This window comes from Congregibacter brevis, assembly GCF_045689245.1.
Classification (GTDB): domain Bacteria; phylum Pseudomonadota; class Gammaproteobacteria; order Pseudomonadales; family Halieaceae; genus Congregibacter; species Congregibacter brevis.
In genome coordinates, this window is record NZ_CP136865.1 from 1,643,867 (window position 1) to 1,661,828 (window position 17,962).

Below are 17,962 nucleotides of genomic sequence, written 5' to 3' on the forward strand. Positions count from 1 at the left end.
CGTTTTCTGACGCCTCGACGGCTCTTACCGGCGGTCACTGGAATGCGGCTTCCGCTGCGGCAAGTTGACCGCGGGCGTGCAAGAGCGTTTCGCAAGCTTCTCTTACGGCACCATTTCCACCGGGCAAGCTCGACTGCCAGTCTGCAGCCGCGAGCAATGCTACGCTCGCATCGGCGACAGTCATGCCAATACCTGCGGCGCGCACTGCAGCAAGATCGGGTAGGTCATCGCCCATGTAGGCGCACTCGCGCACGGCAAGCCCTCGAGCTTCGCATATCTCCAGCAGTGCACTGAGCTTGTCTTCGCGACCTTGCACGATTGTTTTTATCCCTAACTCCTTTGCACGACGATCAACAATATTCGATTGCCGCCCAGTGATGATAGTTACTTCGACCCCCGCGGCCTGGATAAGTTTGATCCCAAGACCATCTTTGATATTGAAGGATTTCAGCTCTTCGCCATCATTGCCATAGGTGATGCGCCCATCTGTCAAAACGCCGTCGACATCCAAGGCGAGGAGTTTAATGTCTCGCGCGATATCTGCGTTCATGCTATGCCAGCCTCAAGCAGTGCCAAAAGATTAACCACGCCCGCAATCTTTTGCTCTTCGTCGAGCACGACCAATGCACTGATGTGACGCTCTTCCATAATGCGCAGCGCTTCCGCCGCCAGCATGCCGGTATGCACTGTGGCCGGTGAGCGCGTCATGAGATCGCCGATGTGCGTGTTTTTTATATCCACCTGTTCGTCCAGCGCTCTTCGAAGATCGCCGTCGGTGAATACACCGAGAAGTTCGTCATTGCCTGCGGCAGTTACGGTCGTCATTCCCAGTCCCTTGGCGCTTATCTCCAGGAGGGCATCAGCAAGGGGTGTATGCTCTGACACTCGCGGTATCGCCTTGCCATGACGCATAACGTCGTCAATCTTGAGCAGAAGCTTGCGACCCAAAGCACCACCCGGATGGGAAAAAGCAAAGTCCTCAGCCGTAAAACCGCGCGCTTCTAGTAATGCGATTGCCAGTGCGTCTCCCATGACTAGAGTACTCGTGGTACTGGATGTGGGGGCTAGATCAAGAGGGCAAGCTTCGACATCTACCCCAGTGTTGATGTGGGCGTCTGAGGCAAGGGCTAAAGCGGAGTCCGGCGCCCCTGTCATGCTTATCAGCGGTATGCCGAGTCGCTTCAGCAGTGGGACCAGCATCAGTACTTCCGGGGTAGTGCCGCTATTGGACAGCGCGATAACGCAGTCATCAGCGGTAATCATGCCCATGTCTCCGTGACTTGCTTCGCCAGGGTGAACAAAAAAAGCGGGGGTCCCGGTGCTGGCTAGCGTGGCCGCAATTTTTCCGCCTACATGGCCTGACTTGCCCATGCCCGTAACAACGGTGCGCCCACTCACTTTTAGGATCAGCTCACAGGCTTTTTCGAACTCACCTCCGATGCGTGATTCAAGCGCGGCAACGGCTTCAGCTTCCATGCGAATCGTGCGCTGCGCGGAGGACAGGTAGCGGGCGGGTTCAGTCATAACGATCTACAGGCTTACGTAAAGCCCGTAATAGTACAGGCCATATCCGAGGCAGAACAGCGTGCCTACACCTCTACCAAGGTAGGAGTGGCCTGGTTTGGCACTCCGATGCCGAAGGCCGAGATAAGCGGCCGCGGCCATCAGTATCGTGGCGATGCACATGGCGCCGTAGTCTCGGAATAAAAAGTTGTAGGGCAGCTGCTCCGGGGCCAGTAAACCAGGCATGGCCATAACCGCGAGTAAGTTGAAGAGGTTGGAGCCGACGATGTTGCCGATGGCAATTTCGGCGTGACCACGAAGGGCGCTAGCAAGTGTGGCGGCCAGCTCCGGGAGGCTGGTGCCCACGGCCACTATAGTCAGCCCGATGATCAACTCGGGTACGCCAAATTTCATGGCTATGACGCTTGCGCCCCAGACCAGTGCTTTTGAGCTGCCTACCAGCAGGATCAGCCCGACCGCGAAAGCGCTCCAGGCTCTCACCGGACTGAGGTGCGGTAGGTCTTCGTCCTCAGCGGCGGCGTCTTCTGCGACTTCAGGGTCGCGAATCTGCGACCGAATCATTTGCGCGAGGATAAGTACCAGCGCTGTAAGCATGAGTATGGCGTCGCTTCTTTCCAGCTCCACATCTAGCAGGAGCAAGCCGGTGCCTGCGGTCACCACCAACAACGTCGGTAGCTCCGAACGCATACAGCCCGGATGCACCTGAATGGGTACTACCAGCACCGTAATACCTAAGACCAGGCCAATATTTGCAATGTTTGACCCGACTGCGTTGCCGATTGCCAGTCCGCCAGATCCTGCAAGCGCGGCAGTCACCGAGACCAAGATTTCCGGCGCAGAGGTACCCAGCGAAACAATAGTTAGGCCGACTACAACCGGTGACATACCGAGGTTGCCGGCAATAGAGGCGGCACCTGCAACAAAAATATCGGCGCTCCACATCAGCACAGCAAAGGCGGCTAGAACGGTCAGCAGTGGGATCAACATTCGGTTTGATTGCTCAGTTTATGCATCACTGAACCCCAAGCTGGGTGAAAGCTTGTAGCGGGGGCCGAATTGAAGATTGAACCTGAAGGGTGTCGATGCTGTCATACGAGTCAGAGGGAAAAGCGTGTACACTTTTCGCCCCGATTTGGCTCGGTCCAAGTTGCGGGTAGCCGAGTATAACCGCTCTGATCAATCAGGCCAGCAGTCTTAAGGAAGGAAACATGTTTTCGCAAAGGAATTGGGCACGTTCGATGGTCGCCTCTGTTGCGCTTATAGCGGGGCTGCTTGTCGTGTCGGTCGCGCCAAGCGTAGGGGCTCAGGATAACACCGAGTCGACGGCTTTGACCGCACAAGAAACACTTCGCCAAACAACCGATGCGGTGTTGGCGGTCATCGAAGAGGCGCGAGCCTACGTCGATGACGATCCCGAACGTTACTATCAGGAAGTGCACACGGTGCTTGATCCCATCGTCGACTTTCGCGGTTTCGCCCGAGGCGTGATGGGGGAGTACGCCACCGGTGCCCGTTACCGAAGTTTGGATGAGGCAGGCCGGGAGCAGCTCAAAGATCAGTTGGAGCGGTTTACCGACACCATGCGTGCGGGTTTGGTACGCACCTACAGCAAGGGCTTGCTCGCTTTTGGTGGATCTCGCGTTGAGCTGGATGATAGCGAGCCGTCGGATGCCTCGTCGAACCGAGCAACGCTCAGGCAGCTAATTTACAGTGACGAAGCCCAGCCCTACGTGGTTGTGTACCTCATGGCCCGCGATAAGGCTGGAGATTGGCGTATGCGCAATCTAATTGTGGAGAACGTGAATCTTGGTCAAATTTTCCGCAGTCAGTTTGAGTCCGCCGCTCGCCGTTATGGCGGGGATATCGATAAGGTGATAGCCAACTGGACGGTGGAAACTGCCGCCGAATAGGGATATCGCTACAGCTCGGGGTGTCGCGAATCCATTACTGAAATTCGCGATTTTTCCGGCACTTTCCCCTACAATCGCCACCCTTTTTTTATGATTACCCGCTTTGCCGGGATATAGGAGTACAGCAGTGGACGCTAAAACTGTTGAGGGAATGGTTAGCGATGCTCTTGAAGGCGCTACGGTAAACGTCGAAGGTTCTGGCGCGAATTACGATATCACTGTGGTGAGCGAGGTGTTTGCCGACATGCGGCCGGTGCGTAAACAGCAAACGGTCTACGCCACGATTAACGAAGCTATCGCCTCCGGCAGCATCCACGCCGTCAATATACGCACTTTTACTCCTGCAGAGTGGGAGGAGCAGAGCGCCTGATAGCGCTCTTCAAGTATGGATAAGTTATTGATTAAAGGGGGTGCACGTCTCGAAGGCGAGCTGCGCATCTCTGGCGCCAAAAATGCGGCTCTACCGATCCTCGCGGCGACGCTTCTGTCCGACGAGCTCGTCACCATCGGAAACCTTCCTCATCTGCACGACATCACTACGATGATTGAGCTGCTGGGATGCATGGGGGTGGGGCTTACCATTGACGAGAAGATGAGCATTGAGGTCGATGCCAGCACCCTTAGCGACTGTTCTGCGCCCTACGAGTTGGTAAAAACCATGCGCGCGTCGATTTTGGTCTTGGGGCCGATGGTGGCGCGCTTTGGCAAGGCCCGGGTTTCTTTTCCCGGTGGTTGCGCCATTGGTAGTCGACCGGTGGATCTGCATTTGCGTGGCCTCGAAGCTATGGGGGCGACTATTGATGTAGAGGGTGGTTACATTAATGCGTCGGTAGAGGGGCGTCTTCGCGGTGCGCACATCGTCATGGAAACTGTCACCGTCGGTGGTACAGAAAATCTCATGATGGCCGCAACGCTTGCTGAAGGCCAAACCGTACTGGAAAACGCGGCTCGTGAGCCGGAAGTGGTTGATTTGGCCAAGTGCCTTATCGCCATGGGTGCACGGATCACAGGACACGGCACCGATCGGATGGTGATCGATGGTGTGGAAAAGCTCCATGGCTGCCACTTTGATGTCATGCCGGATCGTATTGAAGCCGGCACCTACCTAGTAGCGGCTGCGGCAACGGGCGGAAAGCTGCATTTGCGTGAAGCGCGCGCCGAGCACCTGGAAGTCGTGCTGCAGAAGCTAGAGGAAGCGGGCGCAGATATCAGTTGCGGCGAAGACTGGATTACTCTGGATATGCATGGGCTTCGCCCTAAAGCAGTGAGTATCCGTACCGCGCCTTACCCGGGGTTTCCAACGGATATGCAGGCGCAGTTTACCGCGATGAATGCTATCGCTGATGGGACCGCAACGGTGACTGAGACCGTGTTTGAAAATCGCTTGATACAAACCCATGAAATGAATCGTATGGGAGCCAAGATCACCATCGAGGGCAACACCGCGATTATTGTTGGGCAGGCGAGCATTGCGGGTGCGCCCGTGATGGCGACAGATTTACGGGCTTCTGCAAGTCTGGTGATCGCGGGCATGGTAGCCACCGGTGAAACCCTGATTGACCGCATCTACCATATCGATCGCGGCTATGAGTGCATCGAAGAAAAGTTACAGGCCCTTGGCGCCGATATTCGGCGACTCGTGGACTAGCGCAACGATTAGGCTGACGGCATGGAAACGGGCAAACTCACCCTGGCTTTAACCAAGGGACGCATCCTCAAAGAAACCTTACCGCTTCTGGCGCGGGCCGGGGTAGAGCCTCTTGAGGACATGAGCAAGAGTCGCAAGCTGGTGTTCCCGACTACCCGAGATGACGTCCAGATTGTGGTTATGCGCGGCGTGGACGTACCAGTCTATGTTCGCCACGGTGCAGCTGACTTGGGTGTGGTAGGAAAGGATACGCTGCTTGAGCAAGGGAGCGAGGGCGTTTACGAGCCGCTGGATTTGGGTATTGCTCCCTGCAGGCTCATGACGGCAGCACCGATAGATTTTGACTGGCCTGCCCGTCGCATCCGCGTTGCCACCAAGTTTGTAAATGTCGCGAGAGACTACTTTGCTCAGCGTGGCGTTCAGGTGGAGCTCATCAAACTCTATGGCGCCATGGAGTTGGCTCCTGCTATGCAGCTTGCAGATATGATTGTGGATATTGTCGATACGGGGAACACCTTGCGTGCCAATGACATGGAGCCCCTCGACGAGATCGCGCAGGTCACTTCCCGGCTCATCGTCAATAAAGCCTCCATGCGCTCGCGGCACGGCGCTATTAATCACCTTATCGATGCCATCGATCGTGCGGTTACTGAGCTGGAGCCAGCAGCCTAATGCGTCGCCTTGATGGCAGCGCCGTGGGTTTCGAGTCGGCATTGGCTGATCTCGAGGTACCTACGGAAAGCGGGGAAAGGGGGGGAAGCGACGTTACGTCAACCGTCGCCGGGATTATTTCGGATGTTCTGAGCCGGGGTGACGCAGCGCTTCTGGAATACACGCAACGCTTTGATCAACTCGATGCGGCAAGCCTCGCTGAACTTGAGGTCTCGCGGGACGAGCTTGAGAGTGCCCTTCACGACCTGCCCGAGACGCAACGAGCCGCTCTCAGTGAAGCGGCAAGTCGTATAGAAGTCTTTCACCGCAATCAATTGGGGGAAGACTGGAGTTTTGATGACGGTCTGGGCAATCGCTTGGGACAACGCGTGACGCCCTTGGAGCGCGTCGGCGTATATGTTCCCGGCGGTAAGGCCAGCTACCCCTCTTCGGTGTTGATGAATGCCATCCCCGCTCGGGTCGCCGGAGTCTCCGAGATTGTTATGGTTGCGCCGACCCCCGATGGGGAGCGCAATCCATTGGTACTCGCCGCCGCCGCGCTTGCAGGAGTTGATCGTTTGTTTTGCGTGGGTGGGGCCCAGGCGGTCGCCGCCCTCGCTTATGGGACCACGGGCATACCCAGGGTGGACAAGATCGTAGGTCCGGGCAATCGATTTGTGGCCGAGGCCAAGCGCCAAGTATTTGGCAAAGTCGGTATCGATATGATTGCCGGACCCTCAGAAATACTGATCATTGCCGACGGCAGCGCGGATCCCGAATGGATGGCGATGGATCTCTTTTCCCAAGCGGAGCATGACGAAAGTGCTCAGGCCCTTATGCTGTGCCCCGATAGTGATTACATCGATGCCGTGGATGCTGCCGTTGATAGATTGCTACCGCAAATGGAGCGCTCTGCGATTATCGAAGCGTCGCTCGCTCGCCGCGGAGCCCTGATCAAAACGCGAGATATTTCCCATGCGGCTGAGATCAGCAATCGCCTCGCGCCCGAACATCTAGAGCTCGCCGTTGCGGACCCGGAGGCATTGCTGCCACTAATCGAAGCGGCCGGCGCGATTTTTATGGGGATCCACAGCTGCGAAGCGCTGGGAGATTACTGCGCAGGACCCAATCACGTATTGCCCACCTCCGGCTCAGCGCGATTCTTCTCCCCTTTAGGGGTGTATGACTTCCAAAAGCGCAGCTCGATTATTCACTGTAGTTCTGAGGGGGCGGCCCCTCTTGCTCGAATTGCCAAGGTTTTGGCCGAGGGGGAGTCGCTGACCGCCCATGCCAGAAGTGCGGCAATGCGGATAGCTGATTAGACCACTACTCAGCTCGGCGTAAACTCAGCCGGTTTGTTTGCCGGTCATCCAACTCGCTGAACTCAGAGTGGACTCTTTCAGCTTACTCGGCTTACTCAGTTGCGTCGGGTTGCGTGCCGATAATCGCCGTGAGTTCCACTGGGACAGATTCTCGAGAAACGCTCATCATGAGTTTGTCTCCGGGGCGAAGGAGCGATACCTCGTACATTGCCAAGCGCACGTCTTCAATTGCATCGTCATTGAAGTGGGTGATGATATCGCCCGCTTGAAGCCCGGCGCGTGCCGCGGGACCACCGTTGGCCACGCCACGTACCAGTAGACGTTGATCATTTAGGGCGTCTCCAGGTATTTGTTCCACCTGCACGCCCAGCCAGCCTCGTATGACTCGTCCAAAGCGAATCAAATCGTCCATTACAAATTCTGCAAAGCTCGAGGGGATTGCGAGGGAAATACCGATGCCTACGGAGCTTCCACTGCCACCCTCGTTGGAGGCGTAGATCCAGCTGTTGATGCCTACCAATGCGCCGTTCACGTCGACTAGAGCGCCGCCAGAGTTGCCGGCATGAATGACGGCATCAGTCTGGATGAAGCCCTCGTAGGTTCCGGGGCTGAGGCCAAAACGACCCAGTCCGGAAACGATCCCCTGTGTCACAGAATGGCCAAAGCCAAGGGGGTTACCAATCGCGAGCACCACGTCTCCCACAGATAAGAGGTCGGAGTTCGCAATGGTTACAGCGCTTAGTCCGTCGAGATCGACTTTGAGAGCCGCTAAGTCCGTCGCTCGATCGCTGCCAACTACCTGGGCTGCGGCAGAACGCCCGTCACTGAGCAGAACCTGAATTGCATCAGCGCCATCAATGACGTGGTTGTTAGTCAGGATGTAACCGTTTTCCCGCATGATGACGCCTGAGCCCAGAGAACGCTCTACCTGTTGTCGTGGCGCTCCCCGGGGGATGGGCATAAGGGGGTTATTGAGCATACGGCTGTTTGCCGACGCGACGCGTTTCTCTGTGTAAATGTTGACCACCGAAGGAGTGGCGCTGGCTACCGCCTGTCTGAAGCTGTCGCGAGCAACGGCACTGCGCTCCGCGCTGGGGTTAGGCAGCACCCATTGCTGCAAGATCAGCAGCGCGCAGAGGGCACCGGCAATAGCCGGCCATGTAAAAAATTTAAGAAAAGCGCGCATGCGCCCTCTCTAGTCATAAAGAAATGCGATTGTATATGATGCCCCAGCCCCATTCATATGACCTCAGGAAGTCGCATGACAGTTGAACTTAAGGATTTGCTCAAGCATTGCGACAGCGTGCTGGATTCCTCGCGCTTTAATGACTATTGCCCGAATGGCCTGCAGGTTGAGGGCCGCGGAACGGTAGCGCGCCTAGCTGCTGCGGTCACAGCTAATCAATCAGTGTTGGACGCCGCTGTAGCTTGGGGAGCAGATGCGTTGGTTGTGCATCATGGGTACTTCTGGCGCGGTGAGTCCGCCCAAATAGTCGGCATGAAGCGTAAACGCCTTGGCACGCTCTTGTCGGCCGATATGAGTCTCTTGGCCTATCATTTACCCCTGGATGCGCATCCTGAGTTGGGTAACAACGCGCAGTGGGGAAAGCTCCTTGGTTTTACCGATTTTGAACCTCTGGATAAGAGCGACACTAGGGCCGTGGGTAATCTGGGCCGACTGGCTCATCCGATGGAGCTGGAGGAGGTAGTCGACAAGGTGCTTACCCTAACGAGTCGGCGTCCCTTGTTGATTGGAGACCCTAAAACATCCGTTGAGCGCGTAGCGTGGTGTACTGGAGCTGCACAGGGTTACATCGAGAAAGCGGCAGCGGCGGGAGCGGATCTGTTTATCTCCGGGGAAATATCTGAACCTACGGTGCACGCAGCGCGAGAATTGGGCATTGCGTATATCGCTGCAGGTCATCACGCGACCGAGCGCTATGGTGTCCAGGCCCTGGCCGCTTCACTCGCGGAGACCTTTGGCCTGGAATGGTCGTTTATCGATTGTGATAATCCAGTCTGATACAACCGGGTGGGCTAATCCACAAGTGCGGTAAAGGCGCCGTAGCCCAAACTCTGGCCCTAGCTACGCGTGCTTGAGTCCTCGGGCGGCGTCTCTTCGCCATCCAAACCAAAACGCTCGTCGAGCACGCCGGGGTCATCAGGAGATGTTTTGGCAGCGTAGTCGCGAGGAGGTTCTACCACCACGCTGTCTGCCTCAATGGTGTCATGTTCCGGTTCTTTTGGCGCTTCGAGAGCCTGAAAACGGGAGGCCTCATCATCTGAGCAGAGCTCTGCGGCGCTTTCTGCAATATGCTCATAAACGTCCCGGTAGTTGGCGGTGAGGGCGTTGAGCTTGCTAGCAGTATCCGCAAAGTGGGAATTCACTCGCTGCTCATAACGCTCCCGGGCGGACTCCGCCTGCTCCAGCTTCTCGCCAAGCTCCCGTGCGGTTTCGCTGCCGGGTGCCGTGCGTCGACCGGCAAAGTAGCCAATCAGCAGGCCGATAACGGCGCCCGCAATAGCGAAGACAAAGGATTCATCCATACCGGTGTTCACAAGCAATTCCTCAAGATTCTATGTTGGCCTGCGAGTATAGCGTTGCTTCGTGACAGCTTGGTAGCGAGATTGCCAAAAGTAGAGCTCCGCGAGTAAGGTATCGCGCTTTGACCCTTAGAGTAGAAGGTCGCGAGAGGTTGGTGCGCGACAACTTTGAACGCGACAACATTGGACTCCACAACAACGTGCTGACACCCTGGCAGCGTTACCAAGAAGACTTAAGGCGAGACGACTTCAGTCACGATGAGGCGCAGGAGGCGGCGGTGCGTCGTCTGCAGGATCTTTATGATCGCGTGGTGGATCGACATAGGCGGGGTCAGACTGTTACCGCTCGGCTCGGACGCAGGTTCCGCAAGTCTGTGGAGCCCGAGAAGGGTCTCTATTTCTGGGGTGGGGTAGGGCGAGGTAAGACCTACCTCATGGATGCGTTTTACGAAAGCCTTCCCTTCGAAAAGAAGCTACGCGTGCACTTTCACCGGTTTATGCAGCGCGTGCACAGGGAGCTTGCCGAGCTTGAAGGGGAGAAAAACCCCATCGATCGAGTTGGCGAAAAGCTCGCCGGCGAGGCTGAGATTATTTGTTTTGATGAGTTTTTCGTCAGCGATATAGCGGACGCTATGATTTTGGCGAACTTTCTTGAGGCAATTTTTCAGCGTGGTATTGCCTTGGTTGCTACTTCAAACATTGCTCCGGCCGGCCTTTATGAAAATGGCCTGCAGCGCGCGCGGTTTCTCCCCGCCATCGAGCTCCTCCAGCGGCACACGGAGGTGCTTACCGTTGATGCGGGCGTTGACTACCGCTTGCGGACCCTCGAGCAGGCCAAGTTGTACCACTATCCTCTCGGCGCTGAGGCAGATGCCAGTCTGACCGATAGTTTTCAGCGTTTAGCGCCGGACACCATTCAACACTGGCAGAGAATAGAGATAAATGGACGGTATCTGACCTGCCGCTGTCTTGCAGATGATGTGGCCTGGTTTGAGTTTCCCGAGCTATGCGATGGCCCTCGGTCTCAAAATGACTACATAGAGCTGGCGCGAGAGTTTCACGCAGTGGTCCTTTCGGGAGTGCCAAAAATGGGCTCTGCTCAAGATGATTTGTGTCGGCGCTTCATTAATCTGGTTGATGAGTTCTATGACAGGAGCGTAAAACTCGTGATTGCCGCCGAAGTCCCTGCAACAGAGCTCTACCACGGAACGCGTTTGAGCTTCGAGTTTGCCCGCACTGAGTCTCGCTTGTTCGAAATGCAATCCCACGACTATCTGGCCTTAGAGCATCGTCCCTAGAGAAAGCGATAGGGCGGTAGGTGCCGCCGCCCGCGAGCACGGGTTTCCTGGGTGGTAACGCGGTCAAAAAAGAGTGTAAATCTTATTGAATTACAGCTTGCCAAGACCATGGGGTTTCAGTAGTATTCGCGCTCTTTTTTTGGCCCTTTTGAGGCGAAACCCATGAAAACTTATAGCGCTAAAGTCGGCGAAGTCAGCCACGACTGGTATGTCGTTGACGCCACCGATAAAACGCTCGGCCGTTTGGCCAGTGAAATCGCCCACCGCCTGCGCGGGAAGCACAAGGCCGAGTACACACCGCACATAGACACTGGCGATTACATCGTCGTGATCAATGCGGAGAAGGTTCACGTTACCGGAGCCAAGCGTACCGATAAGATGTATCACCGTCACACGGGATATCCCGGTGGCCTCAAGTCCATGTCTTTCGAAAAGTTGATCGACAAAGCCCCTGAGCGTGTTATTCAGGGTGCTGTTAAAGGCATGTTGCCGCGTAACCCTCTGGGCCGCGCGATGTTCAGCAAACTCAAGGTATACGCCGGTGATGCACATCCGCACGCCGCGCAGCAGCCTCAGCCGCTGCAGGTTTAGGAGAAACAATGAGCGCAACTCAGTATTACGGAACCGGGCGTCGTAAGACCTCCACAGCGCGAGTTTTTCTGCGCAATGGCGGCGGCGATATCACAGTTAATCAGCGTCCTTTGGATCAGTACTTCGGCCGCGAAGTGGCACGAATGATCGTTCGACAGCCTCTTGAGCTGGTAGACCTGATCGGCAAATTCGACATTAAGGTGACTGTCGAGGGCGGCGGGAGCTTCGGTCAGGCCGGTGCGATACGTCATGGCATCACACGTGCGCTCATGGAGTACGACGAAGCGCTTCGCGGCACCTTGCGTGGTGCGGGCTTTGTAACCCGTGATGCCCGTGAGGTCGAGCGTAAGAAGGTTGGATTGCGAAAGGCGCGTAAGCGTCCACAGTTCTCCAAGCGCTAATACGCCTAGCAACGCGGCCTCTTACAAGGAGGTCGTGGTTTGTCAAAAAAAGCCCGACCGGAATAACCGGCCGGGTTTTTTTTGTGCGGTAGTTTTTGTCCAAGTTTTGAGACAAATCAAGGGTTTGTGGCGTAAAAAGGCCCCAGTTTCCTTGTTTGAAGGGCCTAAAGTCTTTACCATTCGTGCGCCCGGTTTACGGTAGAATAAACGCTGTGAAATCTGGCGCTTGGGCGACGTTTTTGCTGCGTAGAACCAATCGAAGTTCTACTCAACAGCGTACAAAAGTGTGTAGTGTCGCGCCCAGAGTGTTGGCATCGAAGTAACAGGAGACCAATCAATATGTCCAGTGTCACAGCGACCAGCGAGAGTGCTGAGTCAGAAGTCGACAATAACCGTCGTCGTTTTCTGACGGTTGCCACAACTGCAGTAGGTGCAGCCGGAGCAGTAGGTATTGCCGTGCCGTTCCTGGGTTCCTGGAACCCCTCCGCGAAAGCAAAGGCAGCGGGAGCGCCAGTGAAAGCCGATATCGGCAAACTGGAGCCCGGTCAGATGGTTGTCGTGGAGTGGCGTGGTAAGCCCGTGTATGTGGTTCATCGTACTCCGGAAATGATCGCTAATCTCGACAAAGTCGATGGAGAACTCAAAGATCCGGATTCGGCGATCTCCAAGCAGCCCACTTACATCTCTAGCAAAGAGCGGAGCATACGCCCTGAGCTGTTGGTGGTTGAGGGACTCTGCACGCACCTTGGTTGCGCGCCGAAGTTTCGACCCGAGGTAGGTGCGGCAGATTTGGGAGGTGATGCGTGGGTGGGCGGCTTTTTCTGTCCCTGTCACGGTTCAAAATTTGATTTAGCGGGGCGTGTGTACTCAGGCGTGCCAGCTTCATCTAATCTGGTAGTTCCCCCTTACTCATTCGAAACACAAAGCGTCCTTGTTATTGGCGTTGATGCGGAGGCAGTCTGATGGCCAATATGCTGGTCGGATTACGCGATTGGGTTGACGAGCGTCTTCCCATCACTCGTGCGTGGAACACGCACATGGGTGAATATTACGCGCCCAAGAATTTTAACTTTTGGTACTACTTTGGCGTTTTTTCGCTACTAGTGCTGGTCAACCAGCTGCTTACGGGCGTGTGGTTGACGATGAATTACACCCCGAGTGCTGAAAACGCCTTCGCGTCCGTCGAGTACATCATGCGGGACGTGGATTACGGCTGGATTCTGCGCTACATGCACTCCACGGGTGCGTCGGCGTTCTTCATTGTTGTCTATCTGCACATGTTCAGAGCTATGATTTATGGCTCTTACAAGAAGCCCCGGGAGCTGCTCTGGGTCTTCGGTATGTTGATCTTCGTGCTCTTGATGGCTGAAGCTTTCGTGGGTTACGTACTGCCCTGGGGGCAGATGTCCTACTGGGGTGCACAGGTGATCATTTCGCTGTTTGGCGCTATACCGGTAGTGGGCGAAGACATCGTCACCTGGATCCGTGGTGACTACCTGATCTCGGGTATTACGCTGAACCGCTTCTTCGCACTACACGTTGTTGCATTACCCATAGTGTTGCTGGCGCTGGTCGTACTGCACATTTTGGCTTTGCACGAGGTGGGCTCCAACAACCCTGACGGTGTTGAGATCAAGAAGAACAAGGGACCCGATGGTATTCCTCTGGACGGCATTCGCTTTCACCCTTACTACAGCGTGCATGACGTACAGGCGATTGCGGTATTCCTCTTCGTGTTCTGTGCAATCATGTTTTTCATGCCGGAAATGGGTGGATTCTTCCTCGAGTATGCGAATTTCGAAGAAGCTAATGCACTGAAAACACCGGACCACATTGCGCCTGTATGGTACTTCACACCTTTCTACTCCGTATTGCGCGCGGTCCCCGATAAGTTCTGGGGCTTTGTCGCCTTCGCCGCCAGTGTGGCTATCCCGTTTGTTTTGCCATGGCTTGATCGATCGCCGATAAAGTCCTGGCGCTACCGCGGTAATCTGAACAAGGTGATGTTGGTGTTGTTTGTTGCATCGTTCTTGATCCTGGGCGTTCTGGGTGTGAAGTCGCCGACTCCGGCGAGAACCTTCCTTGCGCAAATCTGCTCAATTTTCTACTTCGGCTTCTTCTTGTTCATGCCGATTTGGTCGAGCATGGATAAAGCCAAACCCGTCCCCGAGCGTGTGACCATGGACGGTGGTATCGGCATCTTCGGATCTCTTGCCGGCCTGATTCTTATCCTGGCCCTGACGATTATTCCTCTCAAAGTCGTGGGTGCTGAGTCTGCATTCGATTGCGGCACGATGCCCTGCGACAAGGTAGAGATGGATATGGGCAACACGAGCTCGCTGCAGAATGGCGCAAAGGTTTATATGAACTACTGCATGGGTTGTCACTCACTGCAGTACGCTCGTTATAACCGTGTGTCTGAAGATCTCGGAATTCCGGAAGACTTGATGCGCGGCAACATCATTGCTGATCCAGAGGTAAAGGTTGGGTCGCTGATGAGTAACGCGATGGATAAGGATCGAGCGAAGGTGTGGTTTGGTGCTGCACCTCCCGATCTCACGCTAGTTGCGCGAGCGAGGAACCCTAACTGGCTATATACCTATTTGCGAGCATTCTACGAAGATCCGTCACGCCCCTATGGTGTTAACAACCGGGTGTTTCCAAATGTCGGTATGCCTCATGCATTGCTTGACCTTCAGGGCCTGATGGCCTGTGCTCCAGGTGCTGGGCACGGTGAAATGGAGCCTCTGTCAGGCACGCAAATGGCTGATCACAGTGACCCGTGCGGCACGCTAGAAGTCGTTGAAGCTGGCACGATGTCGACCGAAGAGTTTGATGAGGCAACCTACGACCTGGTGAATTTTCTCGCTTACGTCGCGGAGCCCATCAAGGCTGATCGTCAGCGTATCGGAATTTATTCATTGCTCTTTATCGCGATATTCTTTGTGTTTGCGACGCTTCTCAATCGTGAATACTGGAAGGACGTTCACTAATCGGGTCGGTACTATAGCTGTTTGACTCGGGCGGCTCGGCTGGGTTCACAAGTGCCGTGCCTGCAGAAAACGGTGGCGATGGGGATAGAAACCCTGCGCTGCCGTTTCTTGGTTTAGAATACCGCGCTGGCGTTTATTACGACCATGCACGGAAGGTCGGGAGCGCCGGTTAAAGACGTTCCAACACGGGCGTCTGAAAAACGCGCGTTTCAAGCAGATAATTTAAGGGAAGCTCGCTCGAGCTGAGATCCACAAGCTCGAGCCCATGCACATCAGCTCAAGTTCAGGCATATCAGCGAAAGCACAATACAGGCGTATAGACATCCATGATTTTTTATTCAGATCCAACTTCACACTTCAGTCATCGAGTACGAATTGTATTGGCTGAGAAAGGCGTCACCGCCGACATTATCGATGTGGATCCTGCACACCCACCCAGGGAGATGTCTGAGCATAACCCTTACAATTCTTTGCCAACGCTGGTTGATCGAGAGCTTTCTCTGTACGAAACTCGCGTGATGATGGAGTATCTGGATGAGCGTTTTCCGCATCCGCCACTCTTGCCGGTTTATCCCGTGGCTCGTGCGGAAAGCCGCTTGTTCATGCATCGCATTGAGCACGACTGGTGCACACTCATCGACTCGATTCAGAACTCGCGTAGCGATAACGTTGTTAAACGCTCGGTGAAAGAGCTGCGTGAGGGTATCCTCGCGATTGCGCCCATTTTCGCCGAGAAGCCGTTTTTCATGAATGACGAGTTCACTTTGGTTGATTGCTGTATTGCCCCCATTCTTTGGCGACTGCCTAGTCTGGGTATCGATATTCGCCCCAGCAAACAGTCCAAGCCTTTGTTCGCCTACATGGACCAGCTCTTTAAGCGAGAGTCTTTTCAGCAGAGCCTTACAGAGCAAGAGCGCGAGATGCGTCTCTAGACGCGGACTTTATCTGTGAACTCTAGTCGACCTTATCTTCTTAGAGCTCTCTACGAGTGGATCGTCGACAACGACTGCACCCCTCACGTGATAGTGGATGCAACCGCGCCTGGTGTGGATGTTCCTGAGGAGTACGTTAAGGACGGTCAAATTGTTCTTAATTTATCGCCCTCGGCTGTGATCGAGCTCCAGCTGGCAGACGATTGTGTGAGCTTCAACGGTCGTTTCGGAGGGAAGCCTACGGATGTGTTCATGCCGATGGCGGCGATTCTGGGTATCTACGCACGCGAGAATGGTCAGGGCATGGCTTTCGAGCCGGAGGATGACGATGATGACCCAGCCCCAGAGGGCGGAAACGAGCCCACGCCGTTTCGACGCGCAGGGAAACCGAGTCTCACCGTCGTAAAATAAGTTCTTTATCGATTGCGGGTGGCTTTTTGACTGTGGATAGCTCTTGTAGATGGCTCTCTAGTCGATGTACTCAAACAATCTAACTACTCGCTGAACCCCTGAGGTGTCTGCCGCCTCCTCGGCGATGCGATCGCCTTCCTCACGGGTCACCATGCCCAAAAGGAACACTACACCGTCTTCAGCCACGACCTTCACGCGGAGTCCCGGCGTATCGCCGCTGGTGAGAAGGAAGGTCTTCACCTTGTTGGCGATCCAGGTGTCGGACGCTCTGGTCATCGCGGAACTCGCTGCGGCGACTTCCAGTTCGTTGTAAATACGCCGCACGTCGCGAATCTTACGTACAACATCGTTTGCCTTTTGCCGGAGTTCTTCTTCAGGCACTTGTCCAGCGATCAAGACGTAACCGTTGTAGCTCTGAATCACGAGATGGCCCTGATCGAACCTGTCGTCGGCCGCGTGGAGATTGACCACGGCCTTTGTTTCGATAGATTCGTCGGCGATGCGCTGAGAGAAAGTCCGTTCGCCGGGATCATCTTCTATGGCATCTGATTCGAAGGTAGCCAGCAGAGAGCCGCATCCCTGCAGGACGGGCAGGCAAGCCAGGAGCAGAATCCCGAAGGCGCTCTTCGACAAAGAGGCGGTCCTCAAAAAAGAATCGGTCCTCGAAAAAAAGGTATTCGTTAAAAGCAAAGTGGTCGCTGAAAATAGGCGGCGCGACATAGCTAGTTCATTCTCCCAGTAGCATTTGTTTAATGTGTTCCCGAAGGCAGTGGCTGGCCATAAACGCCAGCTCGCTTCGCAAATCTTGATCCTCGGCGTGCAATTCTATGCAGGCGCCGCCGGAAAGTTCTACTTTTTCAGACAGCGAGATTACGACTAGGTTTCTTGTTTCAGCGAATTGGATGTACTTTTGGGCAACAGCGATATCGGAGCGGGTATCGATACTCAGAAGTATGTCGCCGTCTCGAGATAAGGTGCGTAAATCGCGCCAGTGCCCAGCGTCGCCACTATCACTGTCGCTGTGAAGTGCGATCGCTGGCAGTGCCGGGGCGGCGTCCATGGGAGTTCTCAGTACCACGGCAACATGGCTCGCAAGCGTTGCATCTCGGCCGCAGGCACATACCAGTATCTTGCGATCGTCTAGCATAGCTTGCGTCAGGAGGGATGTTGCGGTCGCCAGCCCCGGCGCCATGGTGTCCACGGCATTAGCGATCGTTTCTATCCGTCGGTGAAAGCTCGAGGCGGTGCGCTCGTAATCTTCTTCGTTCATTCGTGTCTATACTCGACAGTGCCGCGGGGCCGGGGTGCTCAGATAAGGCGCTCTCAGGTGAGAAACGCAGACTGAATCCATCGGGCTTCGAAACTCTGCGCAGCAGGCTGAGGTTCCCAGGCAATCACGTCGAAGCGACAGGGTAGGTGGCGCCACTGCGGGTGACATTTGAGAAAATAAGCTGCACACCGCGCAATTCTACACTGCTTTGATCGGTTCACCGAAGCCGCTGCACCTCCGTGGCTGCGGTGACGGCGGGCACGGACTTCTACAAACAAGAGGCGATGATCATCGTAGGCGATGAGGTCGATCTCGCCCCCCTTGCATCGATACTGGCTTGCCAGAATTTGCAGACCATAGGAGCGCAGCAGTTCCGCACTGCGCAGCTCGAACTCGTCGCCGCTGAGCATTCCTAAGTCCCTCCCGTGCAACAGCTCCGCCGATGAATGCCACTGTTGAGGCATCCG

At 55.3% G+C, this 17,962-nt stretch carries 21 protein-coding genes; 13 read left to right on the forward strand and 8 right to left on the reverse strand.

Annotated features, from left to right (window positions below; translation table 11 throughout):
- Positions 1-34: 34 nt before the first annotated feature.
- Genes R0137_RS07205 through R0137_RS07215 form a run of 3 tightly spaced genes read right to left on the reverse strand, consistent with a single transcriptional unit; the run spans position 35 to position 2,511 of the window.
- On the reverse strand, positions 35-550 hold the full coding sequence (locus tag R0137_RS07205; protein ID WP_407329680.1) for a KdsC family phosphatase: 516 nt from the start codon (positions 548-550) through the stop codon (positions 35-37).
- The gene (locus R0137_RS07210) at positions 547-1,524 is read right to left on the reverse strand and encodes a KpsF/GutQ family sugar-phosphate isomerase (protein ID WP_407329681.1); all 978 of its coding nucleotides are present in this window, start codon (positions 1,522-1,524) and stop codon (positions 547-549) included. The genes R0137_RS07205 and R0137_RS07210 overlap by 4 nt, the downstream gene beginning before the upstream one ends.
- Positions 1,525-1,530: 6 nt before the next feature.
- A complete protein-coding gene (locus R0137_RS07215) occupies positions 1,531-2,511 on the reverse strand; it encodes a calcium/sodium antiporter (protein ID WP_407329682.1) in 981 nt (326 codons plus the stop codon).
- A gap of 221 nt (positions 2,512-2,732) precedes the next feature.
- On the opposite strand from R0137_RS07215, the gene R0137_RS07220 reads away from it, so the two are divergent.
- The 5 genes from R0137_RS07220 (at position 2,733) to hisD (ending at position 7,055) form a co-directional block, all read left to right on the forward strand.
- Positions 2,733-3,434 carry a phospholipid-binding protein MlaC gene (locus tag R0137_RS07220; protein ID WP_407329684.1) on the forward strand — a complete coding sequence of 234 codons (702 nt, stop codon included), beginning with the start codon at positions 2,733-2,735 and terminating at the stop codon, positions 3,432-3,434.
- A 127-nt stretch (positions 3,435-3,561) separates the two neighbouring features.
- Positions 3,562-3,804: a BolA family protein gene (locus R0137_RS07225; RefSeq protein WP_407329685.1), complete on the forward strand. Its 243-nt coding sequence runs from the start codon at positions 3,562-3,564 to the stop codon at positions 3,802-3,804.
- A 15-nt stretch (positions 3,805-3,819) separates the two neighbouring features.
- Positions 3,820-5,082: a UDP-N-acetylglucosamine 1-carboxyvinyltransferase gene (gene murA, locus R0137_RS07230; RefSeq protein ID WP_407329686.1), complete on the forward strand. Its 1,263-nt coding sequence runs from the start codon at positions 3,820-3,822 to the stop codon at positions 5,080-5,082.
- Between the two features lie 21 nt (positions 5,083-5,103).
- A complete protein-coding gene (hisG, locus tag R0137_RS07235) occupies positions 5,104-5,754 on the forward strand; it encodes an ATP phosphoribosyltransferase (RefSeq protein WP_407329688.1) in 651 nt (216 codons plus the stop codon).
- A complete protein-coding gene (gene hisD / locus R0137_RS07240; RefSeq protein WP_407329689.1) occupies positions 5,754-7,055 on the forward strand; it encodes a histidinol dehydrogenase in 1,302 nt (433 codons plus the stop codon). The genes hisG and hisD overlap by 1 nt, the downstream gene beginning before the upstream one ends.
- Positions 7,056-7,146: 91 nt before the next feature.
- Here the strand turns inward: hisD and R0137_RS07245 are convergent, their stop codons facing one another.
- Complete coding sequence (locus R0137_RS07245) at positions 7,147-8,241, reverse strand: trypsin-like peptidase domain-containing protein (protein WP_407329691.1); 1,095 nt, start codon at positions 8,239-8,241, stop codon at positions 7,147-7,149.
- A 75-nt stretch (positions 8,242-8,316) separates the two neighbouring features.
- On the opposite strand from R0137_RS07245, the gene R0137_RS07250 reads away from it, so the two are divergent.
- Positions 8,317-9,078, forward strand: a complete 762-nt coding sequence (locus R0137_RS07250; RefSeq protein WP_407329692.1) for a Nif3-like dinuclear metal center hexameric protein — start codon at positions 8,317-8,319, stop codon at positions 9,076-9,078.
- A 59-nt stretch (positions 9,079-9,137) separates the two neighbouring features.
- Here the strand turns inward: R0137_RS07250 and R0137_RS07255 are convergent, their stop codons facing one another.
- Positions 9,138-9,614: a YhcB family protein gene (locus R0137_RS07255; protein ID WP_407329694.1), complete on the reverse strand. Its 477-nt coding sequence runs from the start codon at positions 9,612-9,614 to the stop codon at positions 9,138-9,140.
- Positions 9,615-9,799: 185 nt separating this feature from the next.
- Between R0137_RS07255 and zapE the strand changes: the two genes are divergently transcribed.
- From zapE to R0137_RS07290, 7 genes are all read left to right on the forward strand, one after another.
- A complete protein-coding gene (gene zapE / locus R0137_RS07260; RefSeq protein WP_407329988.1) occupies positions 9,800-10,897 on the forward strand; it encodes a cell division protein ZapE in 1,098 nt (365 codons plus the stop codon).
- A 162-nt stretch (positions 10,898-11,059) separates the two neighbouring features.
- On the forward strand, positions 11,060-11,488 hold the full coding sequence (rplM, locus tag R0137_RS07265) for a 50S ribosomal protein L13 (protein WP_405271422.1): 429 nt from the start codon (positions 11,060-11,062) through the stop codon (positions 11,486-11,488).
- Between the two features lie 8 nt (positions 11,489-11,496).
- Positions 11,497-11,889 carry a 30S ribosomal protein S9 gene (gene rpsI / locus R0137_RS07270; protein WP_405271423.1) on the forward strand — a complete coding sequence of 131 codons (393 nt, stop codon included), beginning with the start codon at positions 11,497-11,499 and terminating at the stop codon, positions 11,887-11,889.
- A 339-nt stretch (positions 11,890-12,228) separates the two neighbouring features.
- On the forward strand, positions 12,229-12,852 hold the full coding sequence (gene petA / locus R0137_RS07275) for a ubiquinol-cytochrome c reductase iron-sulfur subunit (protein ID WP_407329697.1): 624 nt from the start codon (positions 12,229-12,231) through the stop codon (positions 12,850-12,852).
- The gene (locus R0137_RS07280; RefSeq protein WP_407329699.1) at positions 12,852-14,882 is read left to right on the forward strand and encodes a ubiquinol-cytochrome c reductase; all 2,031 of its coding nucleotides are present in this window, start codon (positions 12,852-12,854) and stop codon (positions 14,880-14,882) included. Before petA ends, R0137_RS07280 begins: the two co-directional genes overlap by 1 nt.
- Positions 14,883-15,208: 326 nt before the next feature.
- A complete protein-coding gene (locus R0137_RS07285; protein ID WP_407329700.1) occupies positions 15,209-15,814 on the forward strand; it encodes a glutathione S-transferase N-terminal domain-containing protein in 606 nt (201 codons plus the stop codon).
- 15 nt (positions 15,815-15,829) lie between these two features.
- Positions 15,830-16,225, forward strand: coding sequence for a ClpXP protease specificity-enhancing factor (locus R0137_RS07290; RefSeq protein WP_407329701.1), 396 nt, complete (start codon positions 15,830-15,832; stop codon positions 16,223-16,225).
- Between the two features lie 57 nt (positions 16,226-16,282).
- Here R0137_RS07290 and R0137_RS07295 read toward each other — a convergent pair whose 3' ends face one another.
- The 3 genes from R0137_RS07295 to R0137_RS07305 all read right to left on the reverse strand — a co-directional run bounded on the left by R0137_RS07295 (position 16,283) and on the right by R0137_RS07305 (position 17,905).
- Positions 16,283-16,858 carry a BON domain-containing protein gene (locus tag R0137_RS07295; RefSeq protein ID WP_407329703.1) on the reverse strand — a complete coding sequence of 192 codons (576 nt, stop codon included), beginning with the start codon at positions 16,856-16,858 and terminating at the stop codon, positions 16,283-16,285.
- Positions 16,859-16,952: 94 nt separating this feature from the next.
- Positions 16,953-17,495 (reverse strand): phosphoheptose isomerase, encoded by a 543-nt coding sequence (locus R0137_RS07300; protein WP_407329704.1) that lies wholly within the window; start codon positions 17,493-17,495, stop codon positions 16,953-16,955.
- 53 nt (positions 17,496-17,548) lie between these two features.
- The gene (locus tag R0137_RS07305; RefSeq protein ID WP_407329706.1) at positions 17,549-17,905 is read right to left on the reverse strand and encodes a YraN family protein; all 357 of its coding nucleotides are present in this window, start codon (positions 17,903-17,905) and stop codon (positions 17,549-17,551) included.
- Positions 17,906-17,962 lie beyond the last annotated feature (57 nt).